This is a genomic window from Thermoplasmata archaeon (assembly GCA_036395115.1).
Taxonomy (GTDB): domain Archaea; phylum Thermoplasmatota; class Thermoplasmata; order RBG-16-68-12; family RBG-16-68-12; genus RBG-16-68-12.
In genome coordinates, this window is sequence record DASWDU010000018.1 from 1 (window position 1) to 25,381 (window position 25,381).

Sequence of the window (25,381 nt, forward strand, 5' to 3'; positions counted from 1 at the left end):
TCGTCCTCCACGATGGCAAGCTCGTCGTCGTCCGCCGTCGGAACGATCCGTTCCGTGGGATGCCCGCGCTGCCCGGCGGCTTCGTGGAACTCGGAGAAAGGGTCGAAGACGCGGCGGTGCGAGAGGTCCGTGAAGAGACCGGCCTCGGAACGCGAGTCTTGCGCCTCGTCGGCGTGTTCTCGGATCCGTCCCGGGACCCGAGGGGCCATGTCGTCTCGATCGCGTATGCGCTCGAGGAGATCGGCGGTGTCTTGAAAGCGGGGAGCGATGCGGCCGATGTGATGCTCATCAATCCGGACGATCTTCCGAGGATGGCCTTCGACCACGATGAGATCATTCGGCGATGGAAAGGCGACTAGAGCTCCGCCCGAGGCCCGGACCAAGTCTGTTTCGCGGTCCCCGGCAACCATCCGAGGACCACGAGGGCTACAGAGGCCGCCAGGAGGATTTCGATGCCTTCTGCGGTCACCACCGCGCCGGGCTGCGTCTGAGCCGCGATCGCGAAAGCAAAGACTCTGCCCACGAACCCCGCGACGCCGGCGATCAAACCGGCGCGCGATCCCGCGGCGACGCTCACCCACACCACCCAGGCGGCGACGACGATGAGGAAGATGATCGAGAGGCCATAGGGGAAGATCCGTTCGTTCCCGGAAACCAGCACGGGGATGGAAGGGACGGCCAACAGGAAGGCGATCATCGCGAACAACGCGCGATACACGCGACTGTATCCGTAGATGGCCCGATAGTGGCGGCCCACTTCTCGCGGAGAGCCGAGTCCGGAAAACGCGGTGGTCGGATTGTCGCCGTTCGCCGCCATGGATTCCGCGACGTGGCTCCGGAGCTCGCGCAAGATGTCGTCCCGCACCGCAGGCTCCATGCCGGACATCGCGCGACGCACCTGGCTCAGGTAGTCCTCCTGCGGCGTCATCGGGCGTCCTCCAGGACCGCTGCGGCGCCCGCCGTCATGGCGTCCCAGATCCCGAGGGCTTCCGTGAGCGCGACCCGGCCGCGGTCCGTGAGTCGGTAGTACTTCCTCGGCACGCCCGTCTCCGGTTCTTGCCATCGGCTCTCGACAAATCCCCGCTCTTCCAGGCGCCGCAGGGCCGGGTACAACGTCCCCTCCTTCAGATCGAAGAACCCGTTCGACTTGTCCTTGAGTTCGTGCAGGATCTGAAATCCGTACTTTTCCTGCTTCGAGAGCAGGGCGAGGAGGCAGAGCTGGATCGAGCCCTTCTTCAGCTCGGCCGTCCACTCCGGCGAGACCTCGGGCATCCGCGGCACCTCGTATCCGTGCCTCGCTATTTCGGCTTTCGTGACCCGATTGCGTCGGCGAGGGCAGATTCGTCATCGGCGTCCATCCCTCCGAAGACTTCGATCATCGCGCTGGGATTCGAGAGAAAAAGGGGGAGGGGAGGCGCTACGTTTGGCGCCTCGCCTTCACTCGCAGGTACAGGGCAGGACCCATGGCGATGGCGACAACCGCCAGCTGCGCCGCGAGGATCGTCAGGGGAGTCAGGTTCACCGCGGACGGCAGATCGACGAGCGCCTCCGTCGAGAGGACGGGGTCATGCTCGATTGTCTGGCCCTGCGGATACACGAATGCACCCCGGAGCCAGAAGCCCACGAAGTACGCGCCCCCGTGCTCCAAGAAAAGGCTCCCGCCACCCTGGAGGTTGAACGTCATCGTCGACGGCCGCCCGTCTACCGTGACGCTCGTCGCCCACTCGAACCGGCCGATCCGCGTGTAGTTGTCGTCGAAGTACACGCTGTCGCGCGTGTAGAGGCGGGGCCGGGTCCGCAGCGTGTCGTTCAGGGTGCGCGCATCGCCGACTGTGCTGTTCCCGTCGTCCGCGCGTTCGCGCAGGAGCGCGTGGATGAAGTCCGCCGTCCGTTCAGGGATGTAGTTCCCGATGATCAGGTGGGTCTCGAGCGCAAGCCGGCTGTCCGGGTACGCGAAGTCCCAGCCTTCGATCAGGTGGTCGTACTTCGCGCCCATCGCGACGGTCGGGCCCGTGACGTTCCTGTAGCCGAGGAAGTCGACGTCTGTGATGTCGTAGCGGTTGCCATCGTCCACGGTCACCTTGAACCACGGGATCTGGGCGCTCTTGTCGCGCGTGTCCACGGTCAGGTGGAACGTGAACGCGACGTAGTTGAGCATCCCGTCTCCGAGGCTCGTGTTGTCGAGCACGCGCGTGTACGGCAGGTCGGGCGCACCGACCGTGAAGTTGACGTAGGTTACGTCATCGACGGTCTCGTTCGTCAGGCCGCTCAGCGTCCACGCCGTCACGAGGCTGCGCGCTTTGATCGGGACATTCTGCGTGAGTGGGACCCCGAAGGTGTCGACGCTCATCAGGTCGAATCCGTCGCTCGCGTTCACGGCGCGGAACTCGATGAAGCGGTTCAGGCTCTGCGCCAGGACCGTGTACACCGGCACGCCGCGCGTCGCGATGTAGTTGCCCTGTTCATCGACGATCTCTGCTCCGCCCAGGAACCGCTTGTACTCCGCGAAGATCACGACGTCGTTCACATGAGCGGTCGTTCCGTACCGTACGCCGAAGACCGCGTTCCCGGCTTTCACACCGACGAGATCGCCGCCACCGAACCGGTCCGTCGAGATGGGACCGATCACGACCGGCGTGAGGTCGCGCGGTGGGGCCGCCGCGCTCGCCGATCCCATGAAGCCAAGGGGGATCGCGAGCAGGGCCGCCACGACCAATGCCACCACCAACGTGCGCATGCGTTCACCTTCCCCGTGAGACGATATATCGCCTCACTATGGACATAGTGTCGCTATGATTGTATCTGTACTTAAATCCAGCGAAGCGATTCTCCGGTCAAGCCCATATAGTTCGGCACGGATGCACGAAAACGGTGTCTCGGCTCATCTTGCTCGACGCGAACGCCCTCTTGATGCCTTTCCAGTTCCAGGTCCACCTCGACGCGGAGCTGCGCCGAGTCGTGGGCGATGTCGAGGTCGCGGTCCCGACGCCCGTGCTGGCGGAGCTGGCCGTCCTCGCCGAGTCCGATCGGGACGCCCGGTCCGGGCTGCGTCTCGCAGGAAAGTACCGCCGGATGGAGGCCCACGGGTCCGCGGACGACGCGCTCCTCGACCTCGCGACGACGCATCGCGCGGTCGTCGTGACGAACGACCAACCGCTCCTGGAACGACTTCGGGCGGCGGGCGTCCCTCGCGTCTTCCTGCGATCCCGCAACCACCTCGTCGCGGAAGGCTTGTGACGCTGGAAAGACATAAGCCCGGCGCGGGCCTGTCCCGCGCCGCTGAAGCCGTACCACGTCGAGACGCTCAAGGCGATTGCCCTCACGGGCGGGCTCAAGGACTACGTCAACTTGTCGTCACGCGACCTGGGCAAGCTCGTCGGCGTGAGCCAGCAGAGCGCGTCGCAGCGGATCCTCGAGTTGATCCGCGAGGGCTTGGTGGCGCGAGACCTCGCGACCCGCCGCCAGCGCATCCGGCTGACGCCGAAAGGCGCGGACGTCCTCCGGAAGGAGTACGCCGATTATCAGCGGGTCTTCGACATCAAGGAGACGCTCACGATCACGGGGAGCGTCGCGAGCGGCCTGGGGGAAGGCGCGTTCTACATGCGGCAGAAAGGCTACAAGGACCAGTTCCGCAAGAAGCTCTGGTTCGAGCCCTACGAAGGGACACTGAACCTGAAGATCGCGGGCCCGGACCTCGCGAAGCTGCGGATCCTTCAGGAGAATCCGGGGATCGAGATCTCGGGATTCGAGGCCGCCGGCCGTACGTTCGGCGGCGCGAAGTGTTTCCTCGCGACGGCGGGCCATGTCGATTGCGCCGTCATCATGCCGATCCGCACGCACCACACGGACGTCCTCGAGGTCATCTCGAAGCACTACCTACGGAGCGCGCTCGGGCTCAAGGATGGGGACGTGCTCGAGCTCAATGTGACGCTTTAGGAAACGTCCGTACGTAAACGCAAAGCCCAAGACCGTGGGCCGTGTTCGTCGTGCGATGGCTTTTCCCAGGGCCCTTCCGCTCCTCGTCGCGGGGTGCATCGTCCTCGTCGCCGCCGTGGCGGCCTGGTTCCCTCATCCCGCGGTGTGGATCTCTGTCCGCGCGGGACGGACCGTCTACGCGCCCGGGGAGCCGGTGAATTTTACCGCCACACTCGTCGTCGGTGGGAACCGGCCCGTCACCGTGCCGGACGGCCCCGGGGGTCCGGGTTGTGGAATCTACTTCATCGTGGAGGACGAAAGCCACGCGCAGATATACCCCGGCGACGGGGGATTGCGCTCTTGTCCGCTGATGTTCGCGAGGCTCCTCCCTCCGGGGGAGACTCGGTCGTGGAATTTCACGTGGCTCCAAGTAAATGCGTCGGGTTCGCCCGTACCGGCGGAGCGCACGTATTGGCTCGTCGCCGAACTCTTTACGTCGCGCGACATCCAAGTAATCGTGGCGCCCGCCGGTATCTTCGTGGGGATGGGCGGGATGTCGTCGAGCGGTTGATGAGCCGCGGTGACGGTTTTCGCAGCACGCACCGATCGAGCCTCAGGCGCGGTCGTCCTCTTGGGCGATCCGTCGGGCGTTTGCGGCCGCGGTCGCCGGGCTCCACAGATTCGGGGCGAAGAGTTCGCGCGGCATCAACGCGAGGCGACGCCAGGCGAGCCCGACGACCGGCAGGACGATGCCCAATCCGATGAGGGCGGTCACGAAGAAGCCGTACGCCGTCGACAGGATTCCGAACTGGAGGGCGGACGTCAGGAGCACGCCTGGTACGATTGTGAGGATTGCGCGGGGCATCTGGGCCGGTGCGCGGACGTCGCGCGCCCACATCCAACGGGTCGCCGCCGAGAGCCCGGTGACGATCAGGAACCAGCCGAGGAAGTTCGACAACGGGACGCCGTACAGGGTGGCAGGAGAGAGCCAGGTCCAGAATTGAGACCGGACCGCGACGGGGTCCACGAGCAGGTCCCACGCCGTCGCCACGAGGCCGTCCACCGGCGCGAGCCACAGGGTCGAACGGCCCAGCGCAGCCGTCGTCGTGGCGATTGCGAGGTATCCGACGAGAATCCATGCGATGAAGATGAACACCGGCACGAGGCCGAGCACGTACGGGCCCGGTGCCTGCAGATAGGCGTACGCGCCGTACGGGACGCCTGTGAGGACTCCCAGGAATTCGGATGCGAACGGAATCGCAATCACGAGGCCGACGAACGACATCGTGCCCGAGAGGCCGTGCGTCCGCAGCATGCACGCGACGACGAACGCCGATGCGAGGACGGTGGCCCCGGGCACCGTCGCGCTCGTGATCAACTGGATGATCGCCGCGCTGAGCTGGATGGCGGCGACGCCGACGAACGCGAAGAGGTAGACGCGGTCGAGCCGGGAACGGCTGGGCACGACCTCCATCCAGTCCCGGATGCGGACGGCCCGGAGATATAACTATGTCAAGGCGGAGCGCGGAGTCCGTCGATCGTCGAATGCGGAACGGCGGGGCCGAGGTCCGGAGTCGGCTAGAACCGTCTCTCGACGTACTGCAACACGCCCTCGAAGACGGCTTTCCCGTCGCCGTAGACCGGGTCTCCATCGTCCCTGCGGGTCCAGTCCGGATGGAGGTGGCGGAAGAAACATCGCTCGGGGTGCGGCTGCACGCCGAAGACGTTCCCGTCGCGATTGCACAGCGCGGCGATGTTGAACGTCGTGCCGCTTGGGTTCCACGGGTAGCCGGCGTACTTGCCCCGGTCGTCCACGAACCGGAAGACGATCTGGTCGTTGTCGGCGAGCTCCTTCAGCATCTTCTTCTCCCGGTCTTTCGGCAGCAGGAACTTTCCCTCCGCGTGGGCGGAGATGAATGTGACCACGCCGCCTCGTTTCAGGCCGCGCGTGAAGACGCACGACCCGCCGTTCTCCATCCGCAGGAAGCTGGGCCGGCACTCGTAGTGGCTTGAGTCGTTCGTCGCGAGGACCGCCTCCGGCTCGTCCGTCATGACGCCACCGAGGGCGGGGAGGAGGCCCGCCTCCACGAGGACCTGGAACCCGTTGCACACGCCGAACAGCGGCTTGCCCGCCTTCACGAAGGCGACGAGGTCTCTCGAGAGCCTCGATCGGAGCCGGGCCGCGAAGATCGTGCCCGCGCGGACGTAGTCCCCGGCCGCGAAGCCGCCCGGAATCATGACGATGTCGTAGTCATCGAGGTCCCGCCGGAGTTCCGCGGGCGCGTCGCCGGTGAGCTGCTTCAGGTGGACCTTCTCCGCGTGGGCGCCGAGGTGTCGGAAGAACGCGACCGACTCGTCCTCGCAGTTCGTGCCTTCGATGTAGACGACGCCGACGCGGATCGACGAGCGCTTCAGGCGACCACCACCTGCTTCGGGATCGCCTCGCTCCACGCCTTCCGCATCGCGGGGAGGGCGAGGGAGGTCCACTGCCGACCGCGGGCGAGGTGCAGCGAGCGCCCGCCCGTCGTGCCCAAGTACGTCGCCGGGACGCCTTCCATGAGGTGCATGAACTCCTCGTACCGGTCTTTCGGGACCTCGACGAGCCAGCGTCCGTTCGACTCGGAGAACAGTTGCACGTCCCACCGCCCCGGGTCCATCGCCGTGGTCTTGAGGTCGGCGCCGAGGTCGCCGCCGAGGCACATCTCGGCCGCCGCGACTGCGAGCCCCCCGTGGCTTAGGTCGTGGCACGCGCGCACGGTGCCGGCCCGAATCGCCGCGAGGAGGTGATCAATCGATGCGCGGAGGCCCGGTGCGTCGACCGCGGGCGCCGGGGCGATCCCCTTCCCGCGCAGCCGGAGGTACTCGGAGCCTCCAAGGTCCGGACCCGTGTCCCCGACGAGGACGACCGGATCGCCGGGCCGCTTGAAGTCTGACGTCACGCACCGCCGAAGGTCGTCCACGATCCCCACGCCGAGGATCACGGGCGTGGGCGGGCACGGCCCGATCGCGGATTCGTTGTAGAACGATACGTTCCCCGAGGGGATCGGCACGCCGAGCGCCCGGGCCGTCGCCCCGATGCCGCGGACGACCTCGCGGAACGACCACAAGCGGTCGGGCTTCTCCGGGTTGCCGAAGTTCAGGCAGTTCGTCAGGGAGTGAGGCGCGGCGCCGACCGCTACGAGATTGCGACACACCTCGTCGACCGCGGACGCGCCGCCGGCGAACGGGTCGATCGAGGCGATGTGCGGCGTCGAGGCGACCGCGATCGCGAGCGCACGCCACGAATCCGGCATCGGTCGGATGACGGACGCGTCGCCGTGCGCCGCCTTCCCGATCACCCCGTGCATCGGCTTGAGGACGGTCGACGCGCGGACCTCGTGGTCGTACTGTCGGATGACGTATTCCTTCGAAGCGATGTTCGGGGACGCGAGCAGCCTGAGGATCGTCGTCCGATAGTCCCGCGGTTCCGGCGGGAGATCGAGCGCACCTCGTGGGTTTCGCTTCGGAGGCCGGACATCGCGCGTGTATTCCGGCCCGCCGGTGTAGAATTCCAGGGCCATCTCGAGCACGCCGACACCGCGGTAGGTCACGCGGCCGACCTTCTCGGGGATCACGCGCCCGACGACCGTCGCCGGGACGTCGTACAGGGCGAAGATCCGCAGCACCTTCTCGACGTTCTCCGGGAGCACGGCGAGCATCATCCGTTCCTGGCTCTCGGACACCCAGATCTCCCACGGCGCGAGGGCCTCCTCCTTCAGCGGGACCTTCTCGAGGTCGATCTCCGCGCCGAATCCGCCGCCCAGGGCCATCTCCCCGACGACGCACGAGAGCCCGCCGCCGCCGAGGTCCTTGAGACCGTCGAGGAGCCCCGCCTGCGCGCACTCGACGCACGCGTGGATGAGCGGCTCCTTGAGGATCGGGTCTCCCAGCTGGACGGCGCCGGCCTCCCATCCCTCGACGGCTTTCTCCGTGAGGTCGACGCTCGCGTACGTCACCCCGTGGATTCCGTCCCGGCCCGTCCGGCCGCCGCCGAGGATGAAGACATCCCGCGGCGACCCGACGCGGTTGCGGACGAGCTGGGACTTCTTCGCGAAGCCGACGCAGGCGACGTTCACGATGATGTTCCCGAGATACCCCTCGTCGAAGACGATGCATCCGGCGACGGTCGGGATGCCCACGCGGTTCCCGTAGTCGCGGATGCCCGCGACGACGCCGCCGAACAGGTATTTCGGATGTTTCGCCCCTTTCGGCAGCGCATCGAGCGGCGTGTCGAGCGGACCGAAGTGGAGCGGGTCCGCGAGGGCGATTGGCTGCGCGCCCATCGCGAGGACGTCCCGCAGGATCCCGCCGATCCCGGTGGTCGCGCCGCCGTACGGCTCGACGGCGGACGGATGGTTGTGGCTCTCGATCCGCAGGGCGTACGCGTGGTCCGCGTCGAACTCCACGACGCCCGCGTCGCCCCGGTCGATCACCCACGGCTGCTGGACGGGGAAGATGAACTCTTTCAGGAAGACCTTCGACGACTTGTAGCAGCAGTGTTCCGACCACGCCTGGCCGAGGCTTTGCAGCTCGACGTCCGTCGGGTCGCGGCCGGCGGCGCGGAAATAGTCCTGGATGCGGCGCATCTCGTCAACGCTGAGGGCGAGCCCCATCCGCTCCGAGATGCCGGCGAGGTCCGCCGGGGAGGCGTCTCTCAGGAGGACGTCGTGCAGCGGGAACGCGAGGGACCGCCGTCGGAACCGCTCGCCCAACCCTTCGCCTCGAAGACGACAATCGTGCGGAATACATTATGCTTGTCCTAGGTCGGCGTCGGCGAACGTTCAAGTGGTGCGGTACGCCATTTCGCCCGCGATGCCGCCTTCGTTCCGGGACCGGCTCCGCGCGTCGCCCGTCGTGCTCGAGGTCGTCCCGCCTTCCCGGCGCGCAAGCGAGAAGGCGATCGCGGGGCTCGTCGCGCGCGTCCGTGAGGCCGCGCGCTCGATCCAGGGACTCGACGCGCTCAACGTGCCGGAGGTCCTCGACGAGAACCACGAAGGCCAGCCGTTCTACCGCAACCTGGACCCGCGCGACTTCGTCACGCGACTCGGGGCGGATCTCGGCGTCGAGCCGATCGTGAACAAGGTGGTGGCCCACCTCCCGTCGACCGCGGCGTTACGTCGCTGGGCCATCGAGTCGGCCTCCGAGTTCGGGGTCCGCAACTTCGTCCTCGTTGGCGGGACGACGGGCCGGATCCGCTATCCGGGCCCGTCCGTCGTCGAGGCGAACCGGGTCGTACGGGCGGCGCTCCGCGGCCGAGCGGATGTCGCCCTGGGAAACATCACGATCCCGGAGCGGGAATCGGAGATCGACCGGCTCATGGAGAAGACCCAGGCGGGATGCGACTTCTTCGCGTCCCAAGTGCTGTTCGAGGCGGAGCCGATGGCGACCGTGCTCCGGGCGTATGGCCGACGGTGCGCGGCCCAGGGGCTCGAGCCGGCCACGGTGTTGCTGAGTTTCGCACCCGTCTCCGACTACCAGGACATCGAGTTCCTCGTTTGGCTGGGCGCGACCGTCACCCCGCGGACGGAGGAAGCCCTCCTCGCCTCGGTCGAGCCGGGATCCGGGCGCCCGTCGTTCGATCGGGCGCGGACCCTCTGGTCCCAGCTGCGGGCCGCGGCCGCGCTCTCCCGCCCGCCGGTGCCCTTAGGCGTGAACGTCGAGATGATCTCCGCGCACAACTTCGACCTCGCGGTCCAGATGGCCCACGACTTTTGCGCGTCCCGGTCGGCCGCCGGCGCGCCGGCCGGCGATGTTTAAATATCGGCGCGCCTGTGTTCGCCCGCCGGACCGTGCGGCGGAACGCCGCCGTCCGCCTCGGGGGATCTCGAATGGCGAAGGAGGACCGGGACGAGTGGATTGTGAAGTGCCCGAAGTGCGGCCGCATCCGAGAGTCGTGCCGGCACGTGTCCCGCGACGACGTGCGCCGGATCGTCCACCTCCTCGACGCCGGCGTCGAGGTCTACCAGGCCGAAGACGAGCATGAGGCGCCGGAGCCGCACATCCACGAGCCGCCGAGGCCGATTGCGCAGGTCGTCCAACCTCGGTTCACGATCGCGGACCTCGTCCTCGCTGAGACCACTCGAGAAGGGCTCCAGGACGCGCTGACGGAGTTGCGGAACAAGGGCCTCATGTACCGCCGATGGGGGCTCCGCAAGGTCATGCGGAGGACGAAAGGGCTCAGCCTCCTGTTCGCGGGGCCGCCGGGCACCGGCAAGACGATGGGGGCGGAGGCAATCGCGAGCGAGCTGGGCCGGCCGCTGCACGTCGTGAATTACGCGCAGCTCGAGAACATGTGGGTCGGGGAGACGGAGAAGAACATCGAGCACGTGTTCCACGCGGCGCTCGACGGCAGCGCGGTGCTGTTCTTCGACGAGGCCGACGCGGTGTTCCAGCGCCGGGGCATCATGTCGACCCCGTGGATGAACCGGGACGTCAACGTGCTGTTGTCCCAGATGGAGACGTACCCGGGCGTCGTGATCCTCGCGACGAACCTCGCGCGGGTCATGGACAAGGCGCTCGACCGCCGCGTTGACATCGCGGTGGAGTTCCCGATGCCCGACGCGGATCTGCGGCGGCAGATCTACGAGCGGCTCGTCCCGAAAGAGGCGCCGCTCGCGAGGGGCGTCGACTTCGAATCGCTCGCCCAGAAGTACCCGCTCAGCGGAGGTTCGATCCTGAATGTCGTGCGCCAGGCGATGCGGAACGCCTTGCGCCGGGGCAAGCGCCATCGGATCACGATGGAAGATTTCGTCCGGGCGGCGGAGAGGGAGACGAAGAAGTCCGCGCTCATGTCGACGGACCACCTCCAGGAAGCGCCCCGCCGCGAGCGGATCCGCGGATACGCCTGAGGGCGCCGCGTGTCGCCCGCCGCATCAAAGGCTGGCTCGCTTCCCCGTTGGCCATGGCGGGGCCATGGTCGAGGAGCCGTTCAATACCCCACGGATCCGCCGCGAAAGCCCGAAGGCGGCGGGTGACGTTCTTGTATCAACCGCCGATATGATGGACCCGATGCGTCGGGAGGTCGTGGGAATTGTCGTGGCGAAAGTCCGAATGTCCTCGGCAGATCGCCTCTGCGCACAAGCGCTCGAACTCATTGTTGATACGGGATCCACCCTCACCTGGGTCCCCGCCCGCCCACCGGAACCTTGAGAAAAGTCGACGCGTACCTCGCCCTGGTCACATAGGCGGCCCGAGAAACCATGATGGTGGCCCTTCAAACCGTTCCTGCGACAAATCTGGGCGCGCGGAGGCGGAGAAAGGGTTGCCTTTCCGGCAGGGAAGAAGGTGTCGGGCTTTGGCTCGGTCCAGGGGCCGAATGGCGCTACCACGAACGCGTTGGCCGACGGGCTTGGGCACTCGAGGAGGACCGTCAATGTCACTGAGGATGGAAATTCACACGGAAGTTCCGGCGCGAAGTGCAAGGAAAACGAGGAACTTCCCGTGAGCAGCTCGAGCCGCTCGTGCGGCAAATCGATGTCGGGTGGCGCCCCCTCGTTATCGAACAGGCTGGAGAGGGCTAGTCCGTCAAACATACGCGACTCCCGCATTGCGTTAGTGCTGAGATGAAGCTTGCCACCGAGGACGGGATAGGGCTTGGAATGGAGTGAAAGTGCCCCAGATCGAACCGTAGCGCGTCAATGAGGACCTGATAGGCAATTTCCCCGGGGGAGTCGTCACTTTCTCCTATCTCTAGGGAGAACCCTGATGCGTTCGGGCGTCCAAGAAGAGGGTGGAGCCGAACGTGTTGCCACACGATCGGCCCAGGCAGGTCGATGTTGTGAGCATCGAACCCGACTGTTCCACCCAGTCGCCGAATCGAGGCATCGCCTTTGAAGCTGCTGCCCGGGTCGCCGGATACATCCGCGTCTCAACGGAGGACCAGGCGCGGGAAGGGTTCAGCTTGGACGCGCAGGCGACAAGACTGCGGAAGTACTGCGAGGCGAAGGGCTGGTGGCTCGTCCGGATTTACCGAGACGAGACCAGCGGAAGAGCGACGACGAGGCCCGCCTACCGACGGATGATGGCCGACATGGACACGTGGGATGTCCTGCTCGTGGTGAAGCAGGACCGGATCCATCGCAACGTCCGGAACTTCTACGAGATGGTCGACGAGCTGCGTGCGAACGGCAAGCAGTTCGCCAGCGTGGAAGAGTCGATAGACACCACTACCGCAATGGGTTGGGCGTTCATCGGCATCCTTGCCATTTGGGCTCAGCTGGAATCGGATCAGATCTCGGAACGGGTCCGGAAGGCGATGCCTGTGGCCAGGGCCAAGAACTACCACCTGGGCCGTCCGCCGATCGGATTCGTCTGGGTAAAGGCCACGAAGACGTTCGAGCCCACGGAATGGGCACTCGCGATTGAGGCGGCCGCGTCCGCATATGGCGTCGTAGAAGCGGGCAAACTCCATCCCTATCCGGACGGCAAACGGGCAGGCGACTCTGTCTCGGAGAGATCTGTACGACGAGTCTTGGAGAACTTGGAGCTCTACCGGGAGGGTCGCCTTGTCCCGAACGGCCTCTCCGAGGACCGCTACCGCTACAAGTCGTTGGAGGTCCCGACGGGAGAGATGATGAGGTCGCCCCTTCATGGCGGTTGTGAGAAGATTGGCCTATAGGACGCCAGTCACAAGTCTATAGTTGCCGGGATGCCGATCTCCATGGGGCCTCAATGTTGACACCTTGACAACCTTGACCTTGTGAGTGATTCCAAAGGACGACCGGGGGCGAATGACGTTCGCCTTGAGGACCGAGATGCCCTCTAAGACCTCGCCTTGCTGAAGAGGAGCGAAACGCACCGACGTGAGACCGACGAGCGGAATGAGCAACCCGCACTGCATCAGGGCCGAGACCTCTTTTAGACCGCCGTAGTGGGGGTCGGCGGGGGGATATGTTTTGGTATTGACTTCCATGATTTCGCCGTTGAACGCGCACATGGGAGTTCCTCGAGTCAGCAGCTCGAGAAATCTTGTGGGGGCCCCGACCCCGGTTTCGACTCGTCTCAGGAAGAGGGCCAATGCAACACTGAGGTCGATCTCCAACTCGGCGTCGAGAGTCGAGCCGATGAGTCTGCTATCTGCCTGCTCCTGGGGATGACGAAGATAATCGCTACTACCCTCCCATTCGGTATCACTCACAAGGAAGGTTACTTCCATCTTGCCCGATTTCAGTATGCTGTCCAAACTATCCATCCATCGCCGGTTTCGTACCGGACTACGACCCGCAAAGCCCCTGACTGGTAGAGCCAGTTTCCTCCTTGCGGTATGGGTGTTGAGGTTCTTATGGTGTGCCCAATCGCGCCGAAAACCTCCTCTTCGGATTGGAGGCGTAGCTTTTGCGTTATTTGCGTGAAGCGGGAGAACGGGGCTTTGGTGCCGACGTCCTCATAGAAATGGAGGACTGTCCGCTCTGGGAATGAAACTATTCTGCCGGTTTGGTCAGCAAATCTGAACTTGGTGGCCAACCTTCCGAGTTCGGCTCTTTCAAAGAATTCTGCCGTTCCTTGCGGAATCTCGTAGCTCGGCTCCGCGATCAATCGCGCTCGGGGCGCCTGTCCAATGAATCCTCTCTCTGCCACATAGGCCCTTGAAGCAGCTTCATCAAATCCAGAAAGGCCTGCCTTTCCGGCACCCACTTCAGAAAGGCTTGCCTTTCCGGCAGGGAAGAAGGTCTCGGGTTTCAGCTCGGCCAATGGGCAGAATGGAGTCGCCACGAACGCGTCGACCAATGGGCTTGGAAACGCGAGGAGCACCGCCAATGTCACGGACGATACAGAGTCATGCGGAAACCCCGGATCGAAGTGCAACGAAAACGATTCCGTGAGCAGATCGAGCCGCTCGTGCGGAAGATCGATGTCGGGCGATGTCTCCTCACCTTCGAACCAGTCAGCGAAGCTTACTCCGTCCAACATGCCCGATTCCCGCATTGCGCGAGAGCCGAGATGAAGCTTGCCACCGAGGAGGACCACAGGGAGACAGGCCTACCAGGGCGGTTTGGGCAGGAACGGATAGTGTGTCTTCAACTGCTCGTAGATCTCCCGTCCGTGCTTCGGAGACAGGTACACGGCAGGGCCGTGCTTTGTGGACTTGCGGAGGACCGTCCCTTCCCGTTTCAGGGTTTCCAGAGCCGCCTTGAGGTTCGCGATTTGATCGGGCGGAAAGCCACGAAGGAGGTTATCCTCGAGCATGTGGTGCTTCCCGAACACTCGATGGCGGTAAAGCTTGTACAGGATCGCGGCTTCGTCCCGTGAAATGTCTCTCAAGCGCGCGGCAATCGGATGAGAAGGTATTAGTAGCCAGTGTTAACTATCTTTACGCAGGTGTAAGGAATGTTTACAGACATCTTCGGCAATGCGCCCAGGGTCAGGCTCCTGGATTTCCTGACGGATCACCCCGACTTTGACTACACCATCTCCCAGATGGCGGAGTTCGGTGAGATCGCCCGACCCACGGTCTACAAGCTCGTGGAGGAGCTGCTGGGTCAGGACATGCTGACCTTCACCCGTTCGGTGGGGGATTCCAAGTTCTACCGTCTCAATGTCGCGAATCCTCGGATCGTTTCGATGTTGCAAGTGGACTTTGAAGGCATCAACAAGGAACTGGCCGCCCGGGTGTACAATGAGATGTCCGGTGCCGCGACAGAGCCCAAGAAGTCCCGCGCCGGTGGCCCCTCGCGAAGTCGCCTCTCCCACCGAGGGCGTGTGGTGCCGGTCCGTGCATATCCGAGGCGTGGCGTTCGAAGAAAGGGACCGAAGTCGTCCGATTGAACCACCGGGGAGCCGGTCCTCGCCGCATGGTCCGATCGGAGTTACTTCTCGACGGCGATCTCGTACTCGTGGATGACGGGGTTCGCGAGGAGCCGACGGCACATCTCCTCGACCTCCTTCAGGGCCGTCTTCGCGTCCTTCGTGACGAGGTCGATCCGAAAGAGCTTCGAGCTGCGGACCGCCCGGACGCCCTCGAATCCGAGTAGCTTGAGGGCCTTGTGGACGTTGTCCCCCTCCGGGTCCGTGACGCCGGGGCGGAGGCGGACCTCCACTCGGACGCGGACCAACCCAGGTTCCCCGGAGTCGGCATGGCCTCCCCGTTCTTAGGCCTTTCCCGGAGCGGCCGCGAGGTGCGACCGGAACAGCGAGGACCGCTCGGACGGCCGGGCAAACGACCGACCGGCCCGCACCTCGATCGTCAGGAGGCCCTTCGATGCGAGGGACCGGATCGCCGCGACGGCCGTCCGGCGGCTCATCCCGCGGGCTCCCGCGCGGGCGACGAGCCCGTCCACGGTCACCGCCCGTCGGACCAGGGCCATGATCGCCCGCTCCGACGCCGGGAACGGCTCTCCCAGGCGGACTCCGGAGAGGACCGGCAGCCGGATCGGCGTCGTCTCGCAATACCACGTCTCGATCCCCTCCAGGAAGGCCGCGAGGATCGCGGCGTTCGCCAAGATCTTCGTGCCGCCGCTCACGCTCAGCCGGACGGGTCCCTCCCGCGCCGACTCGAGGATCGTCCGCCGCACGGTCCCGAGCGAATCGAGGAGATCGAACGGACGGACGACGACAGATCGGAGGGACGGCTCGAGGTCCTTCAGCCGGCGGAAGCCCGCCGACCGGAAGCTGTCCCGGCCCGCCACGACGACGAGCCGGTCATACGGCATGAGGCGCAACGCCGGCAAGACGTGCCGCTCGTCGAAGCCCATCGTGACGATCAGCGTGCGTCGGCCCGTCCGTTCACCCCACGAGGAGGTCCATTGCCGGAGCGGGCTTGACGATCAGCTTCCTCGCGTCCCTCGCGTCCGCCAGGCGTTCGATCGCGCCTTTCGCGTCGAGCTCGCGGAGGTGGTGGTTCATCGTCGCCTTGTGTACGCCGAGCGCCCGGGCGAGCGCCGTCTCCGTGAAGTCCTTCTCCCGGTTCTTCACAAGGAACGTCAGGACCTCCCGCTGTTTCGTCGTGAGGCCTTCGCCGTACGTGATGCGAAGCAGGGGAAGCGGGATTTCCTGATACGTCTCGTCGTGGACGTAGGTCGCCGGGATGCCCTCGAGGACGCAGACCAGAAGGGCGGCGCTGCTCATGAGCCGCGTGCCGCCCGCGATGTTGAACCGGAGGTCCGAGCCGCTCGCCCGGTCCTTCCGGATGTCGGCCCGGATCTGCGTGGCCACGTGCAGCAGGTCGAACGCGTCGCTCACCTCGTTCGCGGTCGCGGACAGGCCAAGGGCGCGACAGAACTCCATGACCTTGGCCCGCGCATCGCGGCTCTTCGCGTGGTCGCTGTGGTAGAACACGACCCGCTCGAGGCCCTCCGTCGACCGGATCGAGGGGATGAGGCTCTGAGGCCGCCATCCGAGCGTGCCGAACAGGACGGTCATCGCGACCCGCCGAGAGGCCGTTCCGACGATATGAACTTCCTTCCAACCGCGGACACGGAAGGTCCACTCCGGGCGAAACCATTTTATCGCGGCCCCGGGTTGGGCACGTGGAAGGTCGCCGGATGGACGCGGGCGAAAAGACGTTGCTGGTCACGCGGCCGACGCGGCTGATCGCCCTACGCTTCTACCTCGCGATGTTCCTCCTGCTCATCCTCGCGGGGGCCGTGTTCTTCGTCGACCGCCTCGCCCCGTCGTTCCCGGACCCCGCGATCGGCCCGGTGCGGCTCAGCACGATCCTCGCTGGGTTCGTCGCGGTCCTCGCCCTGCTCGCCTTCTTGACCGCCGAGCTCAAGCGGAAGACGACGCGATACATCATCACGGATAACAAGATCATCCGCGAGGACGGCATCCTGAACAAGAACACCGTCATGATCCCGTACACCCAGCTCGAGCGGGTGGACCTCCATCAGACGTTGTCCCAGCGCATCCTGAAGATCGGGACGATCGTCGTCGACACGGGCGACGACACGATGAACATCGACATGGTCCCGCGTCCGTCCCACATCCAGGAGCTGCTCAGCACCCGCATCGGGAGACGCGGCTGGACCGGCCCGCAGCCACAGCCACCGACGACGCGCTAGGTCGGTACCCTCTCGATGGGAAACGTTATTTGCGGCCGGTTCTCTTGACCGTCGATTCGCATGCTCATGGCATTCACGTTCCGCGCGAAGCGCGGTAAGGAATCCGAATTCGAGCGCGTGCTGAACAATCCGGAGGGCGGGAAGGTGGTCGCGAGAGGACTCGGTGCGACCCGGAATGCGCTGTTCCTCAAAGACGGACAGATGATCCGGATCATGGAGTTCCCGGATGGCGCACGGCCGAAGTCTATGGTCGAGGTCGCGGAGGCCGACGCGAACCTGAAGGCGTTCCTGCGCCGGCTCGGCCCGCTCGTCGAGGACGGTTTCGATGTCGATGTGCCCGGGAGCCTGGAGGCGTTCAACCGCCGCATTTCCTTCGCGCCGGCGTACGACGTCCACGTGGGGCCGGGCGCCTAGTCCGCCCACGGGAGGAGCAGGCGCGCCTCGCGCGTGTCGACGAGGTCCCATGCCCCGGGCACCCCGTCCGGCTCGCCTTCGATCCAATACCCACCGATCGTCATGTCGTACCCGTGCGTCGGGTCGGTGGCGACCGTGCACCCGAGCTTCCGCCGGTATCGGCGGGTCGTCCACCCGGCCGCACGCCGGCGAGACCATTCCCGACGCTTGAGCGCGACGACCACCTCGAGCCATTCGGCCCGGTCCATCGAGTGGCTCCGGGACAGGCGCTTCAGTTCGTCGCTGACGTAGTCGAGATCCGTGGCGGAGAGGCTCGCCACCCCATCCGCCCCCGTGTGGCTGTGGAAGCCGCCGAGGACCGCATACCCGACGTCCGCGCTCTCGATCACGCCTCGCGCGCGACGGAACGCCTTCTCGTTCCCGTGGCTCACCCAGTTCGGCTTGCGGTCCTCCGTCTGGAGCGGATATGCGGCCCGCAGGACGGTGACCTCCCTCGGCCGGCGTCGCAGGATGCGCGTCCCGCGGTTCCCGACAAGGAACCCGTTCGTCTCGCGGTTGTACGCCTCCACGGCGGAAGCGACCAGGCCGACGAAGCAACCGCGTTCGATGACGACATCGTCCATGGGCACCGACCTCCGGAGAAGGGGACCCCTTCACCCCTCCGGGTCTATAAGAAAGTGATGTCCCGATTGCTGGGAACTCGTTTGGCTTCGCATGAGACGGTCGGATAGTGCCTTCATTAGTCGACGTCCCCATAAGGAAAAATAATCTGCCGCGAATACGCGCCCGGCGCACGCGTGAAGCGGTTCGCGACGGAGCTGATGGGGAAGACGGTCATGACGGAGGACGGGCAGATCCTCGGCGTGCTATCGGACCTGATGGTCGAGACGAAGTCAGGCCGCATCCATGCGCTCCTCGTGACGGCCGCCGGGAGCGTCGAGAGGCGGTTCTTCAAGACCGACGCGGAAGGTCGGCTGCTCCTGAACTTCCGGTCGATGAAGGCGGTGCAGGACGTCATCGTGACCGCGCTCGCGGAGTGACGAGACGTGGCGAAGCTCACGTTCTACGGCGGGGTCGCGGAGATCGGCGGGAACAAGATCCTCCTCGAAGACCGCGACGCCCGCATCTGGCTCGACATGGGCGCCCCGTTCGACCTGGGCGAGGACTATTTCGTCGAGTTCCTCGGCCCCCGGGACCGGTTCGGCCTCCGCGACTACTTCGCGCTCGACTTGATGCCGCGGATCCCCGGCCTCTACTCGGCCGAGGCGCTCCTCCCGACGGACATGGCGTACGAGCCGCCGGCGTTCTCGGGAATCTTCATCACCCACGTGCACTACGACCACACGCAGCACCTCCGCTACGTCGATCCGAACATCCCGGTCCACATGGGCGAGGGCGCCCGGACGATCTTGGAGTCGCTCGATGCGACCGCGCGCACGCCGATGATGCGCCTCGGGTCCCACGCGTACGCGACGTTCCGGTCGGGCCAGGCGACGACCCTCGACGGGGTCGAGGTCGAGCCAGTCCACGTGGACCACAGCGCGCCCGCCGCGTACGGCTACCTCGTGCACACGAGCGCCGGCACGATCGCCTACACGGGCGATCTACGCCACCACGGCCCGATGCGACGCCTCACGGACGACTTCATCGAGGCCGCACGGGCCGCGAAACCGATCGCCCTGATTACGGAAGGCACGCGCGTCACCCCGGACGACCCGCGCGCCAGCCTGACGGAGGCCGACGTCAAGGAGAAGGCGATCCGGCTCCTCGGTTCGGCGAAGGACAAGCTCGCCCTCGTGACGTTCCCGGGCCGCGACGTCGACCGCATCCGGACGTTCTTCGAGACCGCGCAGGCGGTCGGTCGGAAGTTCGTCGCCAACGCGAAGACCGCGCATCTCCTCCTGACGCTCAAGAAGGACACGCACATACAGGTCCCGGACATCGCGAAAGAGGGCGATTTCCTCCTGTACGATCGGCTGATGCGGAAGACGGACCCATGGGAGCGGGAGCTCCAGGACAAGCTCGCGGGCCGCGTGGTGACGGCCGAAGAGATGGCGAAGCGGCCCTCCGAGTACCTCGTCCAACTCGACTTCTGGCACCTCCCCGAGCTCGTGGACCTCCAGCCGCCGGCCGGCTCGCCGTTCATCCACTCGAAGAGCGAGCCGTTCGAGGAAGACGACGTCAACGATGCGGTGCTGCAACACTGGCTCGACCGGTTCCACCTCGTGCGGCACCAGCTCCACGCGTCCGGCCACCTCAGCGAGAGGGAGGTCGGTGAGATGATCCAGGCGATCGACCCGGAGATTGTCCTGCCGGTACACACGGAACATCCCGACCGCTTCACGCGGCTCGCCCGGCACGTCGTCCAGCCGGAGCGCCTCCGGCCGGTCGATTTCTCATGACACAACGGCTCACGGGATCGGCTGGAAGTACTGGAGGTACGCGCCTTGCACGCCGAGGAGGATGAACTGGACCGCGATCGCAGCGAGGATGAGGCCCATGATCCGCGAGATGGCGTACGCTCCCATGCGGCCGATGCGGCGGAAGATGTGATCCGCGTAGGTGAGCATGACCCAGCTCACCACCATCGTCGCGACGATTGACGCCAGGATGATGCCGATCCGCAGCATGTCCAGCTCGGGCGCCGACGCCTCCGCCATGAGCACCATGACCGTCGTGATCGCGCCGGGGCCGGCGAGCATCGGGATGCCGAGGGGCACCACGCCAACGGCCTCCTGCTCGAGTGCCTCTTGACGGTCCTGGGGGGTGAGTTGCGTGCGGGACCGCTCGCCCTGCATCATCGAGAACGCGATCGAGAATAGGAGGACCCCTCCCGCGATCCGGAACGCCGGGATCGAGGTGCCGAACAGGAGGAAGATGTAGTTCCCGACGAACGCGAAGACGAGGAGCGCGATCGTCGCCGCGAGGACCGCCTTCTGGATCACCCGCGTCTTCATCGCCTTCGGGTAGGCCCGCGTCAGGACGACGAAGAACGTCATCGCCCCGATCGGATTGACGATCGCGAAGATCGCGACGAGCGTCGTGACGACGAACGTCGTGAGATCGTAGGCCATGGCCCGGCGGCCACACGACCCCCGATATTAGAAGGTGTCGAGCACTTTCCGCGCGAACGTAAGGTAGCCCGTGTGGCCGAGGGGCGCGAAGGACGGACGGGTCCCAGCCTCTCCCGCAACAATCTCGCGTTCGATGATTTCGATGGTCCGAATCTCAACGAACGGCCCAGCCCGCAAGGCACCGGCCGTGCGGCTCACTTGCTCCGTGTTCGGTGAGTACGAGGCGAGGTGTCCGCACGGCTTCATCGCCTCCTTCGCCATCGCGATCGCCTCCCAAGGATCGGGAATGTCAAAGACGCATGCGTCGGCGTCCCGTTCCTCGATCCCCAATCGCACATCGCCTTGCTTGAACTCCACGCATCCTCCGAACCCCGCGTTCAAGACGTTTGTGCGCGCCACCTCCAGAAAGTCCCGACGCATGTCGTACGTCACGACTCGGCCGTCCGGGCCGACGGCCTGCGCGAGGACGAGGGTCAGCGCCCCGGACCCTGCCCCGGCCTCGACGACGAAATCACCCGACTTGAGATCGCAGTTCCAGACCAGCGTCGCCGCATCCTTCAGGCCGACGATTTGCGCCTGACGTCGCATCGATGCGACGATGTCCCTGACCGTCGGCGTGAGCACGAGGAAGGATCGACCGCCAACGGACCAACGACGGCCGATGAGCGCGCGAAGCACCTCCGCGCGGGCCACGCCGACCCCGGGAATGTTGACGACGTCACCGTCCAGGACGACGAGGTGCTTGGCTCCGGCGGGCTCCAATAGCACGAGTCGATCGGGCTGCACGATTCCGGCAAAGCCGCCCCGATTGTAAGACTTTTCTCCCGTGCCGCAAAAAGTTAATGAGGCTCCTCTTGTTCCTCGCGTGACAGATGATACCATGGCCCATGTCTCCCCGGAATCTCCCGCGCGCTCGAGGTGGGCCGCACTGCGCCCGACCCGCCGCTTTCGGCGACTGCTCCTCCGGGCGGCAATCGTAGCCGCGATTGGCGTGGCGTTCCTCGGTGGACTCGCATTCGTATTCGGGACCATCATGCTCAAATATGCCCTGGGCGGGCTGGTCATCAGCAGCATCGTGATTGTCGCGGCGATTGGCCTCACGCTCTTGTACGGCATCCGAGGGTTTGCCAACTTCGCCTACGGGGACACAATGACACTTGGGGCGTACGTGGCGCTCGTCCTGACACTGAACGGCGTCTCTCTCATCTGGGGGGCGGTCGTCTCGTTCCTGGCCCTCGCCGCCTTCGGGATCGTCCTCGAACTCGTCATCTTCTCTCGCCTCGAAGGCCGCGGCCCCGTCGCCCCCCTCGTCGCGTCGGTCGGAATCGGCCTCATCCTCCAAAACGGGATCCGTTCTGTTGCGGGGACGCAAAAGTGGCTCTATCCCGTCCCCGCGCTGCAAGACATCCCCCTCGCTCCGGGTGTCGGGATCCACCCGGTACGGGGAATCCTGACCCTCGGCGTCGGACTGCTCTTCGTAATTTCTTCCCATATCCTCCTGAAGTACACGAACCTCGGAAAGGCGATGCGCGCGACGGCCGACAACCTCGAACTCGCGAAGGCGACGGGCATCGACACGAGGCGCGTGACGTTCGCCGCGTGGGGGGTGAGCACGGCCTTCGCCTCGACCGCCGGGGTCCTCCTGGGCCTCGGAAGCGCACTCAGTCCGACGATGGGCTTTGACATCGTCCTCCTGATCTTTGCCGCCGTCATCGTGGGAGGAATCGGGTCGCCCTACGGGGCGATGCTCGGCGGGCTCCTCGTCGGTCTCTCCCAGGAGATGTCGGTGCCGCTGTTGGTGTGGCTGGAGCGTCCCGACGTGATTGGGTTGCAGTTCGGAAGCGCCTACAAGGTCGCCGTTCCGTTCATCATCCTGATCCTCGTCTTGATCCTCCGACCTTGGGGGATTGCCGGTCGGAGACCCGCCTTTGCCCGCCGAGCGTTCTTCATCGAACGCATCACGCGGTCCTTCGGCGAACAGGTTGGAGCGGGGACCAAGGCACCGGCGAGCAAGGAGGCGACCAAACCGTGAGCCAAGGCAGCTCAAAGGGTCCTGTCCGCCGGCCTCCGACGAACGAAGTCCCGTGGAGCGGAGTCATAGTTTTCAGCGTAATCGCAGGCATCATCCTCCTCGGGGTCGTGTCCGCGGCGATCGCGGGCGCGACGCCCAAAGGGATCCTGACGAACCTCGGCTTCTACGTGAGCATCTCGATCGTCTTCGCGGTCCTCGCGCTCGGTTTCAACCTCCAGTGGGGCTACACCGGGTTGTTCAACGCCGGAATCGCAGGTTTCTATCTCATCGGGGCCTACGTCGCGGCGATCGCGATCACGCCGCCGACGCCGCCGATCATCGTGGGGGGTGTCGTCGTCTTTCCAGGCCACCTCGGCGGCTTCTCGCTGCCCCTGGTCGTCGGGGTCCTCCTCGCGATGCTTGCCTCCGGGGCGACCGCGGCGCTCGTCGCAGTCCCGGCGCTGCGTCTTCGCGCCGACTATCTCGCGATTGCGACGCTCGCCTTTGCGGTGATCCTCCAGATCGCCACGACGAACTTGCAGTCGATTACGGGCGGGAGCATCGGAATCTCGGGGATTCCGCCGCCGATCTACTACCAGGGCCCGGACGCGCAGTTCCTGAACGCGATGACCCTCGTCGGAGTCGGGGCGCTCGTCCTGGTCGCGTTGATCCTGATCCTCCAGTTCATGGTCGAATCCCCGTGGGGCCGGGTCTTGCGGGCGATTCGGGAGGACGAGGAGGCGACGATGGCCCTCGGCAAGAACACGTTCAACTACAAACTCCAGGCGTTCGCGATCGGCGGGGCATTGATGGGCCTGGCAGGGGCCCTCTACGCCATCACGCTCGGCTACCTCTCACCCTCGTCGAGCTTCGCCCCGTCGGTGACGTTCTCCGTTTGGGTGATGGTGATCGTCGGAGGATCCGGCAACCACCGGGGGGCAATCGTCGGGGCGTTCCTCATATACGGAATGGAATGGATCTCCGTCCAAGTGCGGGACCAAGCCGTCGTCGGTCTTGCGGCAAACTATGGGTTCATGCGGGACGTGTTCCTGGGCCTCGGCCTCGCGGCGTTGGTGGCCCTCGGACTTCTCTTCGTGCTCGGACGACTCAGGCCTGCATTGACCTGGGCTCACCCCATCGCACTGTACCGGAGGAGTGCGGTGACTCGAGGCCTAATCCTCGCCGCCCTGGCGGTCTACGGAGTCGGTTGGGCATTCATCCTCGTCGAACAATTCGCTCCTTTGGCGGTCGGCGACACCATCTTCTACACCCGGCTCATGTTGATTGGGGTGTTGTTGATCTTACTTGTCGTCTATCGCCCTGAGGGGATCCTCCGTGAGCGCAAGCGGGTCCTGAGGTGAGGCATCGGGATGGCCGAGGACCCGCTCCTGACGGTCGACCAGGTCGAGAAGGCTTTCGGCGGAATCCACGCGGTCGACGGCTGCAGCCTCTCCGTACTCCCGAAGACCATCACGGGCTTGATCGGCCCGAACGGGGCGGGGAAGTCGACCCTGTTCAACATCATCGCCGGGCTCTATCGCCCCGACGGCGGCCAAATCCACTTCAACCGCAGGCGAATCGACGGCCTACCGCCGTATGACATCGTCGACCTCGGACTGACCAAGACCTGGCAGATTCCCCACGAGTTGCGCAACCTGACCGTGCTTGAAAATGTCGTCCTCGCTGCGAAACACAATTCGGGCGAACACCTGCTGAACCTCTTCGTCCATCCGCGCGAGGTCAAGCAGGACGAAAAGCGGTGGCGCGCCCGCGCACGAGAGGTCCTCAAGCTGACGCAACTCGACGGCCTCGCGAACGAGCACGCCCGGGCGCTGTCGGGCGGACAGAAAAAGCTGCTGGAGCTGTCCCGCGCCCTCATGTCCGATCCCACGTTGGTCTTGCTCGACGAGCCGGTCGCAGGCGTGAATCCCGCCTTGGCAGAGAGCCTGATGGATCTCATCGAAGGGCTAAGAAAGGGCGGTCGGACATTTTTCTTGATTGAACACGACATGAACGTCGTCATGAACCGTTGCGACTGGGTCATCGTCATGCACCAGGGTCGACGGATCGCGGAAGGCCCACCGGAATCGGTGAGAGCCAACGCGGCCGTCATCGACTCGTACCTCGGAGGGTAAGCCCATGCTCCTCCAGGTCGACGCTCTCCACGCGGGGTATGGGGAAATGGAAATCCTTCACGGAGTCTCGATGACCCTCGACGAGGGAGAGCTGGTCACGATCATCGGCCCCAACGGGGCCGGGAAGTCGACTCTCGTCAAGGCGATGTTCGGCTTGATACGGCCGATGGGCGGTCGGGTGGAATTTCGGGGGAAGGACATCACTGGCTCGGCCCCTAGGGACCTCGTCATGATGGGGCTGGGCTATGTCCCGCAGACGAACAACACGTTCCCGACCCTCACCGTCCTCGAGAATCTCGAGATGGGAGCGATCACTCGACGAATCTCACCGATCCCGACGCCCTGGAACCGTCCCTCGACCGCGCGGACTCGCTCTCGCATGATGAAAGATGCCGAGATTCGAAAACGGGCGACGGATGCCATCGCGATGTTTCCGAATCTCCAACCGAAGTTGCGTGAACTCGCCGGCACCTTGAGTGGGGGCGAACAGCAGATGGTCGCTTTGGCGAAGTCGATGATGCTCGACCCCGATGTGCTGCTGATCGACGAGCCCTCCGCGGGGCTCGCCCCCAAGCTGGTCGACGCCGTGTTTTCGAAGATCGTCGAGATCAACGACCGGGGAACGGGAATCGTCATCGTCGAGCAGAATGCGAAGAAAGCCCTCGCGATCGCGGACCGAGGGTACGTGCTCGAGACAGGCCGGAACCGCTTCACCGGCACCGGCGAATCGCTGCTTCACAACGCGGACGTGGGAAAGCTGTACCTCGGCGGGGCAGCCTGAGACCGGCGCGAAAG

At 65.3% G+C, this 25,381-nt stretch carries 31 protein-coding genes; 16 read left to right on the plus strand and 15 right to left on the minus strand.

Annotated elements, in window-relative coordinates:
- Window positions 1-359: NUDIX hydrolase (locus tag VF992_04025; protein ID HEX9340322.1), on the plus strand; the 359-nt coding region annotated here is incomplete at its 5' end.
- Here VF992_04025 and VF992_04030 read toward each other — a convergent pair.
- The 3 genes from VF992_04030 to VF992_04040 form a co-directional block, all read right to left on the minus strand.
- Window positions 356-928, minus strand: coding sequence for a hypothetical protein (locus VF992_04030; protein HEX9340323.1), 573 nt, complete (start codon window positions 926-928; stop codon window positions 356-358). The genes VF992_04025 and VF992_04030 overlap by 4 nt on opposite strands.
- Window positions 925-1,272, minus strand: coding sequence for a PadR family transcriptional regulator (locus VF992_04035; protein HEX9340324.1), 348 nt, complete (start codon window positions 1,270-1,272; stop codon window positions 925-927). Before VF992_04035 ends, VF992_04030 begins: the two co-directional genes overlap by 4 nt.
- A gap of 145 nt (window positions 1,273-1,417) precedes the next feature.
- Entirely contained in the window at window positions 1,418-2,737 is a 1,320-nt protein-coding gene (locus VF992_04040) for a hypothetical protein (GenBank protein ID HEX9340325.1), read from the minus strand.
- 134 nt (window positions 2,738-2,871) lie between these two features.
- Between VF992_04040 and VF992_04045 the strand changes: the two genes are divergently transcribed.
- The 3 genes from VF992_04045 to VF992_04055 all read left to right on the plus strand — a co-directional run bounded on the left by VF992_04045 (window position 2,872) and on the right by VF992_04055 (window position 4,486).
- The gene (locus tag VF992_04045; GenBank protein ID HEX9340326.1) at window positions 2,872-3,237 is read left to right on the plus strand and encodes a twitching motility protein PilT; all 366 of its coding nucleotides are present in this window, start codon (window positions 2,872-2,874) and stop codon (window positions 3,235-3,237) included.
- 111 nt (window positions 3,238-3,348) lie between these two features.
- A complete protein-coding gene (locus VF992_04050) occupies window positions 3,349-3,936 on the plus strand; it encodes a DUF120 domain-containing protein (GenBank protein HEX9340327.1) in 588 nt (195 codons plus the stop codon).
- Between the two features lie 55 nt (window positions 3,937-3,991).
- The gene (locus VF992_04055) at window positions 3,992-4,486 is read left to right on the plus strand and encodes a hypothetical protein (GenBank protein ID HEX9340328.1); all 495 of its coding nucleotides are present in this window, start codon (window positions 3,992-3,994) and stop codon (window positions 4,484-4,486) included.
- A 42-nt stretch (window positions 4,487-4,528) separates the two neighbouring features.
- Here the strand turns inward: VF992_04055 and VF992_04060 are convergent, their stop codons facing one another.
- The 3 genes from VF992_04060 to purL form a co-directional block, all read right to left on the minus strand.
- Entirely contained in the window at window positions 4,529-5,389 is an 861-nt protein-coding gene (locus tag VF992_04060; protein ID HEX9340329.1) for a carotenoid biosynthesis protein, read from the minus strand.
- Between the two features lie 104 nt (window positions 5,390-5,493).
- Window positions 5,494-6,366 (minus strand): phosphoribosylformylglycinamidine synthase subunit PurQ, encoded by an 873-nt coding sequence (gene purQ, locus VF992_04065; GenBank protein HEX9340330.1) that lies wholly within the window; start codon window positions 6,364-6,366, stop codon window positions 5,494-5,496.
- The gene (gene purL, locus VF992_04070) at window positions 6,327-8,666 is read right to left on the minus strand and encodes a phosphoribosylformylglycinamidine synthase subunit PurL (protein HEX9340331.1); all 2,340 of its coding nucleotides are present in this window, start codon (window positions 8,664-8,666) and stop codon (window positions 6,327-6,329) included. Before purL ends, purQ begins: the two co-directional genes overlap by 40 nt.
- Before the next feature lie 100 nt (window positions 8,667-8,766).
- Here purL and VF992_04075 point away from each other — a divergent pair, with 100 nt between their 5' ends.
- From VF992_04075 to VF992_04085, 3 genes are all read left to right on the plus strand, one after another.
- A complete protein-coding gene (locus tag VF992_04075; protein HEX9340332.1) occupies window positions 8,767-9,711 on the plus strand; it encodes a hypothetical protein in 945 nt (314 codons plus the stop codon).
- Window positions 9,712-9,782: 71 nt separating this feature from the next.
- Window positions 9,783-10,802 (plus strand): ATP-binding protein, encoded by a 1,020-nt coding sequence (locus VF992_04080; protein ID HEX9340333.1) that lies wholly within the window; start codon window positions 9,783-9,785, stop codon window positions 10,800-10,802.
- 929 nt (window positions 10,803-11,731) lie between these two features.
- Entirely contained in the window at window positions 11,732-12,571 is an 840-nt protein-coding gene (locus VF992_04085; GenBank protein ID HEX9340334.1) for a recombinase family protein, read from the plus strand.
- On the opposite strand, the gene VF992_04090 is transcribed toward VF992_04085, so the two are convergent.
- The 3 genes from VF992_04090 to VF992_04100 form a co-directional block, all read right to left on the minus strand.
- On the minus strand, window positions 12,566-13,135 hold the full coding sequence (locus tag VF992_04090; protein HEX9340335.1) for a hypothetical protein: 570 nt from the start codon (window positions 13,133-13,135) through the stop codon (window positions 12,566-12,568). The two genes, VF992_04085 and VF992_04090, sit on opposite strands and share 6 nt — an antisense overlap.
- Window positions 13,120-13,863 carry a hypothetical protein gene (locus VF992_04095; protein ID HEX9340336.1) on the minus strand — a complete coding sequence of 248 codons (744 nt, stop codon included), beginning with the start codon at window positions 13,861-13,863 and terminating at the stop codon, window positions 13,120-13,122. Before VF992_04095 ends, VF992_04090 begins: the two co-directional genes overlap by 16 nt.
- Window positions 13,864-13,932: 69 nt before the next feature.
- A complete protein-coding gene (locus VF992_04100) occupies window positions 13,933-14,214 on the minus strand; it encodes a hypothetical protein (GenBank protein HEX9340337.1) in 282 nt (93 codons plus the stop codon).
- Window positions 14,215-14,280: 66 nt separating this feature from the next.
- Here VF992_04100 and VF992_04105 point away from each other — a divergent pair, with 66 nt between their 5' ends.
- Window positions 14,281-14,718: a hypothetical protein gene (locus tag VF992_04105; GenBank protein ID HEX9340338.1), complete on the plus strand. Its 438-nt coding sequence runs from the start codon at window positions 14,281-14,283 to the stop codon at window positions 14,716-14,718.
- 41 nt (window positions 14,719-14,759) lie between these two features.
- Here VF992_04105 and purS read toward each other — a convergent pair whose 3' ends face one another.
- The 3 genes from purS to VF992_04120 are packed head-to-tail and all read right to left on the minus strand — an operon-like array spanning window position 14,760 to window position 16,311.
- Entirely contained in the window at window positions 14,760-15,005 is a 246-nt protein-coding gene (purS, locus tag VF992_04110) for a phosphoribosylformylglycinamidine synthase subunit PurS (protein ID HEX9340339.1), read from the minus strand.
- 36 nt (window positions 15,006-15,041) lie between these two features.
- Window positions 15,042-15,644 carry a hypothetical protein gene (locus tag VF992_04115; GenBank protein ID HEX9340340.1) on the minus strand — a complete coding sequence of 201 codons (603 nt, stop codon included), beginning with the start codon at window positions 15,642-15,644 and terminating at the stop codon, window positions 15,042-15,044.
- Between the two features lie 31 nt (window positions 15,645-15,675).
- A complete protein-coding gene (locus VF992_04120) occupies window positions 15,676-16,311 on the minus strand; it encodes a MarR family transcriptional regulator (protein HEX9340341.1) in 636 nt (211 codons plus the stop codon).
- Between the two features lie 122 nt (window positions 16,312-16,433).
- On the opposite strand from VF992_04120, the gene VF992_04125 reads away from it, so the two are divergent.
- Together VF992_04125 and VF992_04130 are read left to right on the plus strand one after the other, a co-directional pair.
- Window positions 16,434-16,952, plus strand: coding sequence for a PH domain-containing protein (locus VF992_04125; protein ID HEX9340342.1), 519 nt, complete (start codon window positions 16,434-16,436; stop codon window positions 16,950-16,952).
- A 60-nt stretch (window positions 16,953-17,012) separates the two neighbouring features.
- Window positions 17,013-17,366 (plus strand): hypothetical protein, encoded by a 354-nt coding sequence (locus VF992_04130; GenBank protein ID HEX9340343.1) that lies wholly within the window; start codon window positions 17,013-17,015, stop codon window positions 17,364-17,366.
- Here the strand turns inward: VF992_04130 and VF992_04135 are convergent.
- Window positions 17,363-17,989, minus strand: a complete 627-nt coding sequence (locus tag VF992_04135) for a Mov34/MPN/PAD-1 family protein (GenBank protein ID HEX9340344.1) — start codon at window positions 17,987-17,989, stop codon at window positions 17,363-17,365. The two genes, VF992_04130 and VF992_04135, sit on opposite strands and share 4 nt — an antisense overlap.
- Window positions 17,990-18,163: 174 nt before the next feature.
- On the opposite strand from VF992_04135, the gene VF992_04140 reads away from it, so the two are divergent.
- Both VF992_04140 and VF992_04145 read left to right on the plus strand, forming a co-directional pair.
- Window positions 18,164-18,406 carry a PRC-barrel domain-containing protein gene (locus VF992_04140; protein HEX9340345.1) on the plus strand — a complete coding sequence of 81 codons (243 nt, stop codon included), beginning with the start codon at window positions 18,164-18,166 and terminating at the stop codon, window positions 18,404-18,406.
- A 6-nt stretch (window positions 18,407-18,412) separates the two neighbouring features.
- Window positions 18,413-19,768 (plus strand): MBL fold metallo-hydrolase, encoded by a 1,356-nt coding sequence (locus tag VF992_04145; protein ID HEX9340346.1) that lies wholly within the window; start codon window positions 18,413-18,415, stop codon window positions 19,766-19,768.
- A gap of 9 nt (window positions 19,769-19,777) precedes the next feature.
- On the opposite strand, the gene VF992_04150 is transcribed toward VF992_04145, so the two are convergent.
- Together VF992_04150 and VF992_04155 are read right to left on the minus strand one after the other, a co-directional pair.
- A complete protein-coding gene (locus tag VF992_04150) occupies window positions 19,778-20,440 on the minus strand; it encodes a MarC family protein (GenBank protein HEX9340347.1) in 663 nt (220 codons plus the stop codon).
- Between the two features lie 27 nt (window positions 20,441-20,467).
- Window positions 20,468-21,226 carry a methyltransferase domain-containing protein gene (locus VF992_04155; protein HEX9340348.1) on the minus strand — a complete coding sequence of 253 codons (759 nt, stop codon included), beginning with the start codon at window positions 21,224-21,226 and terminating at the stop codon, window positions 20,468-20,470.
- A gap of 94 nt (window positions 21,227-21,320) precedes the next feature.
- Between VF992_04155 and VF992_04160 the strand changes: the two genes are divergently transcribed.
- The 4 genes from VF992_04160 to VF992_04175 are packed head-to-tail and all read left to right on the plus strand — an operon-like array spanning window position 21,321 to window position 25,367.
- On the plus strand, window positions 21,321-22,472 hold the full coding sequence (locus VF992_04160; GenBank protein HEX9340349.1) for a branched-chain amino acid ABC transporter permease: 1,152 nt from the start codon (window positions 21,321-21,323) through the stop codon (window positions 22,470-22,472).
- Window positions 22,469-23,812, plus strand: a complete 1,344-nt coding sequence (locus VF992_04165) for a branched-chain amino acid ABC transporter permease (GenBank protein HEX9340350.1) — start codon at window positions 22,469-22,471, stop codon at window positions 23,810-23,812. The genes VF992_04160 and VF992_04165 overlap by 4 nt, the downstream gene beginning before the upstream one ends.
- A gap of 9 nt (window positions 23,813-23,821) precedes the next feature.
- Window positions 23,822-24,586 (plus strand): ABC transporter ATP-binding protein, encoded by a 765-nt coding sequence (locus VF992_04170; protein HEX9340351.1) that lies wholly within the window; start codon window positions 23,822-23,824, stop codon window positions 24,584-24,586.
- Between the two features lie 4 nt (window positions 24,587-24,590).
- A complete protein-coding gene (locus VF992_04175) occupies window positions 24,591-25,367 on the plus strand; it encodes an ABC transporter ATP-binding protein (GenBank protein ID HEX9340352.1) in 777 nt (258 codons plus the stop codon).
- Window positions 25,368-25,381: the final 14 nt, after the last annotated feature.

Excerpts from the sequence above, each read along its gene's own strand:
- VF992_04175 (HEX9340352.1), top strand. The coding sequence starts at position 24,591 with ATGCTCCTCCAGGTCGACGCTCTCCACGCGGGGTATGGGGAAATGGAA.
- VF992_04080 (HEX9340333.1), top strand. The coding sequence starts at position 9,783 with ATGGCGAAGGAGGACCGGGACGAGTGGATTGTGAAGTGCCCGAAGTGC.
- VF992_04030 (HEX9340323.1), bottom strand. The coding sequence starts at position 928 with ATGACGCCGCAGGAGGACTACCTGAGCCAGGTGCGTCGCGCGATGTCC.
- VF992_04060 (HEX9340329.1), bottom strand. The coding sequence starts at position 5,389 with ATGGAGGTCGTGCCCAGCCGTTCCCGGCTCGACCGCGTCTACCTCTTC.
- VF992_04135 (HEX9340344.1), bottom strand. The coding sequence starts at position 17,989 with ATGGACGATGTCGTCATCGAACGCGGTTGCTTCGTCGGCCTGGTCGCT.
- VF992_04035 (HEX9340324.1), bottom strand. The coding sequence starts at position 1,272 with ATGCCCGAGGTCTCGCCGGAGTGGACGGCCGAGCTGAAGAAGGGCTCG.
- VF992_04105 (HEX9340338.1), top strand. The coding sequence starts at position 14,281 with ATGTTTACAGACATCTTCGGCAATGCGCCCAGGGTCAGGCTCCTGGAT.
- VF992_04125 (HEX9340342.1), top strand. The coding sequence starts at position 16,434 with ATGGACGCGGGCGAAAAGACGTTGCTGGTCACGCGGCCGACGCGGCTG.
- VF992_04115 (HEX9340340.1), bottom strand. The coding sequence starts at position 15,644 with ATGGGCTTCGACGAGCGGCACGTCTTGCCGGCGTTGCGCCTCATGCCG.
- VF992_04055 (HEX9340328.1), top strand. The coding sequence starts at position 3,992 with ATGGCTTTTCCCAGGGCCCTTCCGCTCCTCGTCGCGGGGTGCATCGTC.
- VF992_04040 (HEX9340325.1), bottom strand. The coding sequence starts at position 2,737 with ATGCGCACGTTGGTGGTGGCATTGGTCGTGGCGGCCCTGCTCGCGATC.
- VF992_04150 (HEX9340347.1), bottom strand. The coding sequence starts at position 20,440 with ATGGCCTACGATCTCACGACGTTCGTCGTCACGACGCTCGTCGCGATC.
- VF992_04075 (HEX9340332.1), top strand. The coding sequence starts at position 8,767 with ATGCCGCCTTCGTTCCGGGACCGGCTCCGCGCGTCGCCCGTCGTGCTC.
- VF992_04170 (HEX9340351.1), top strand. The coding sequence starts at position 23,822 with ATGGCCGAGGACCCGCTCCTGACGGTCGACCAGGTCGAGAAGGCTTTC.
- VF992_04095 (HEX9340336.1), bottom strand. The coding sequence starts at position 13,863 with ATGTTGGACGGAGTAAGCTTCGCTGACTGGTTCGAAGGTGAGGAGACA.
- VF992_04120 (HEX9340341.1), bottom strand. The coding sequence starts at position 16,311 with ATGACCGTCCTGTTCGGCACGCTCGGATGGCGGCCTCAGAGCCTCATC.
- VF992_04160 (HEX9340349.1), top strand. The coding sequence starts at position 21,321 with ATGGCCCATGTCTCCCCGGAATCTCCCGCGCGCTCGAGGTGGGCCGCA.
- VF992_04130 (HEX9340343.1), top strand. The coding sequence starts at position 17,013 with ATGCTCATGGCATTCACGTTCCGCGCGAAGCGCGGTAAGGAATCCGAA.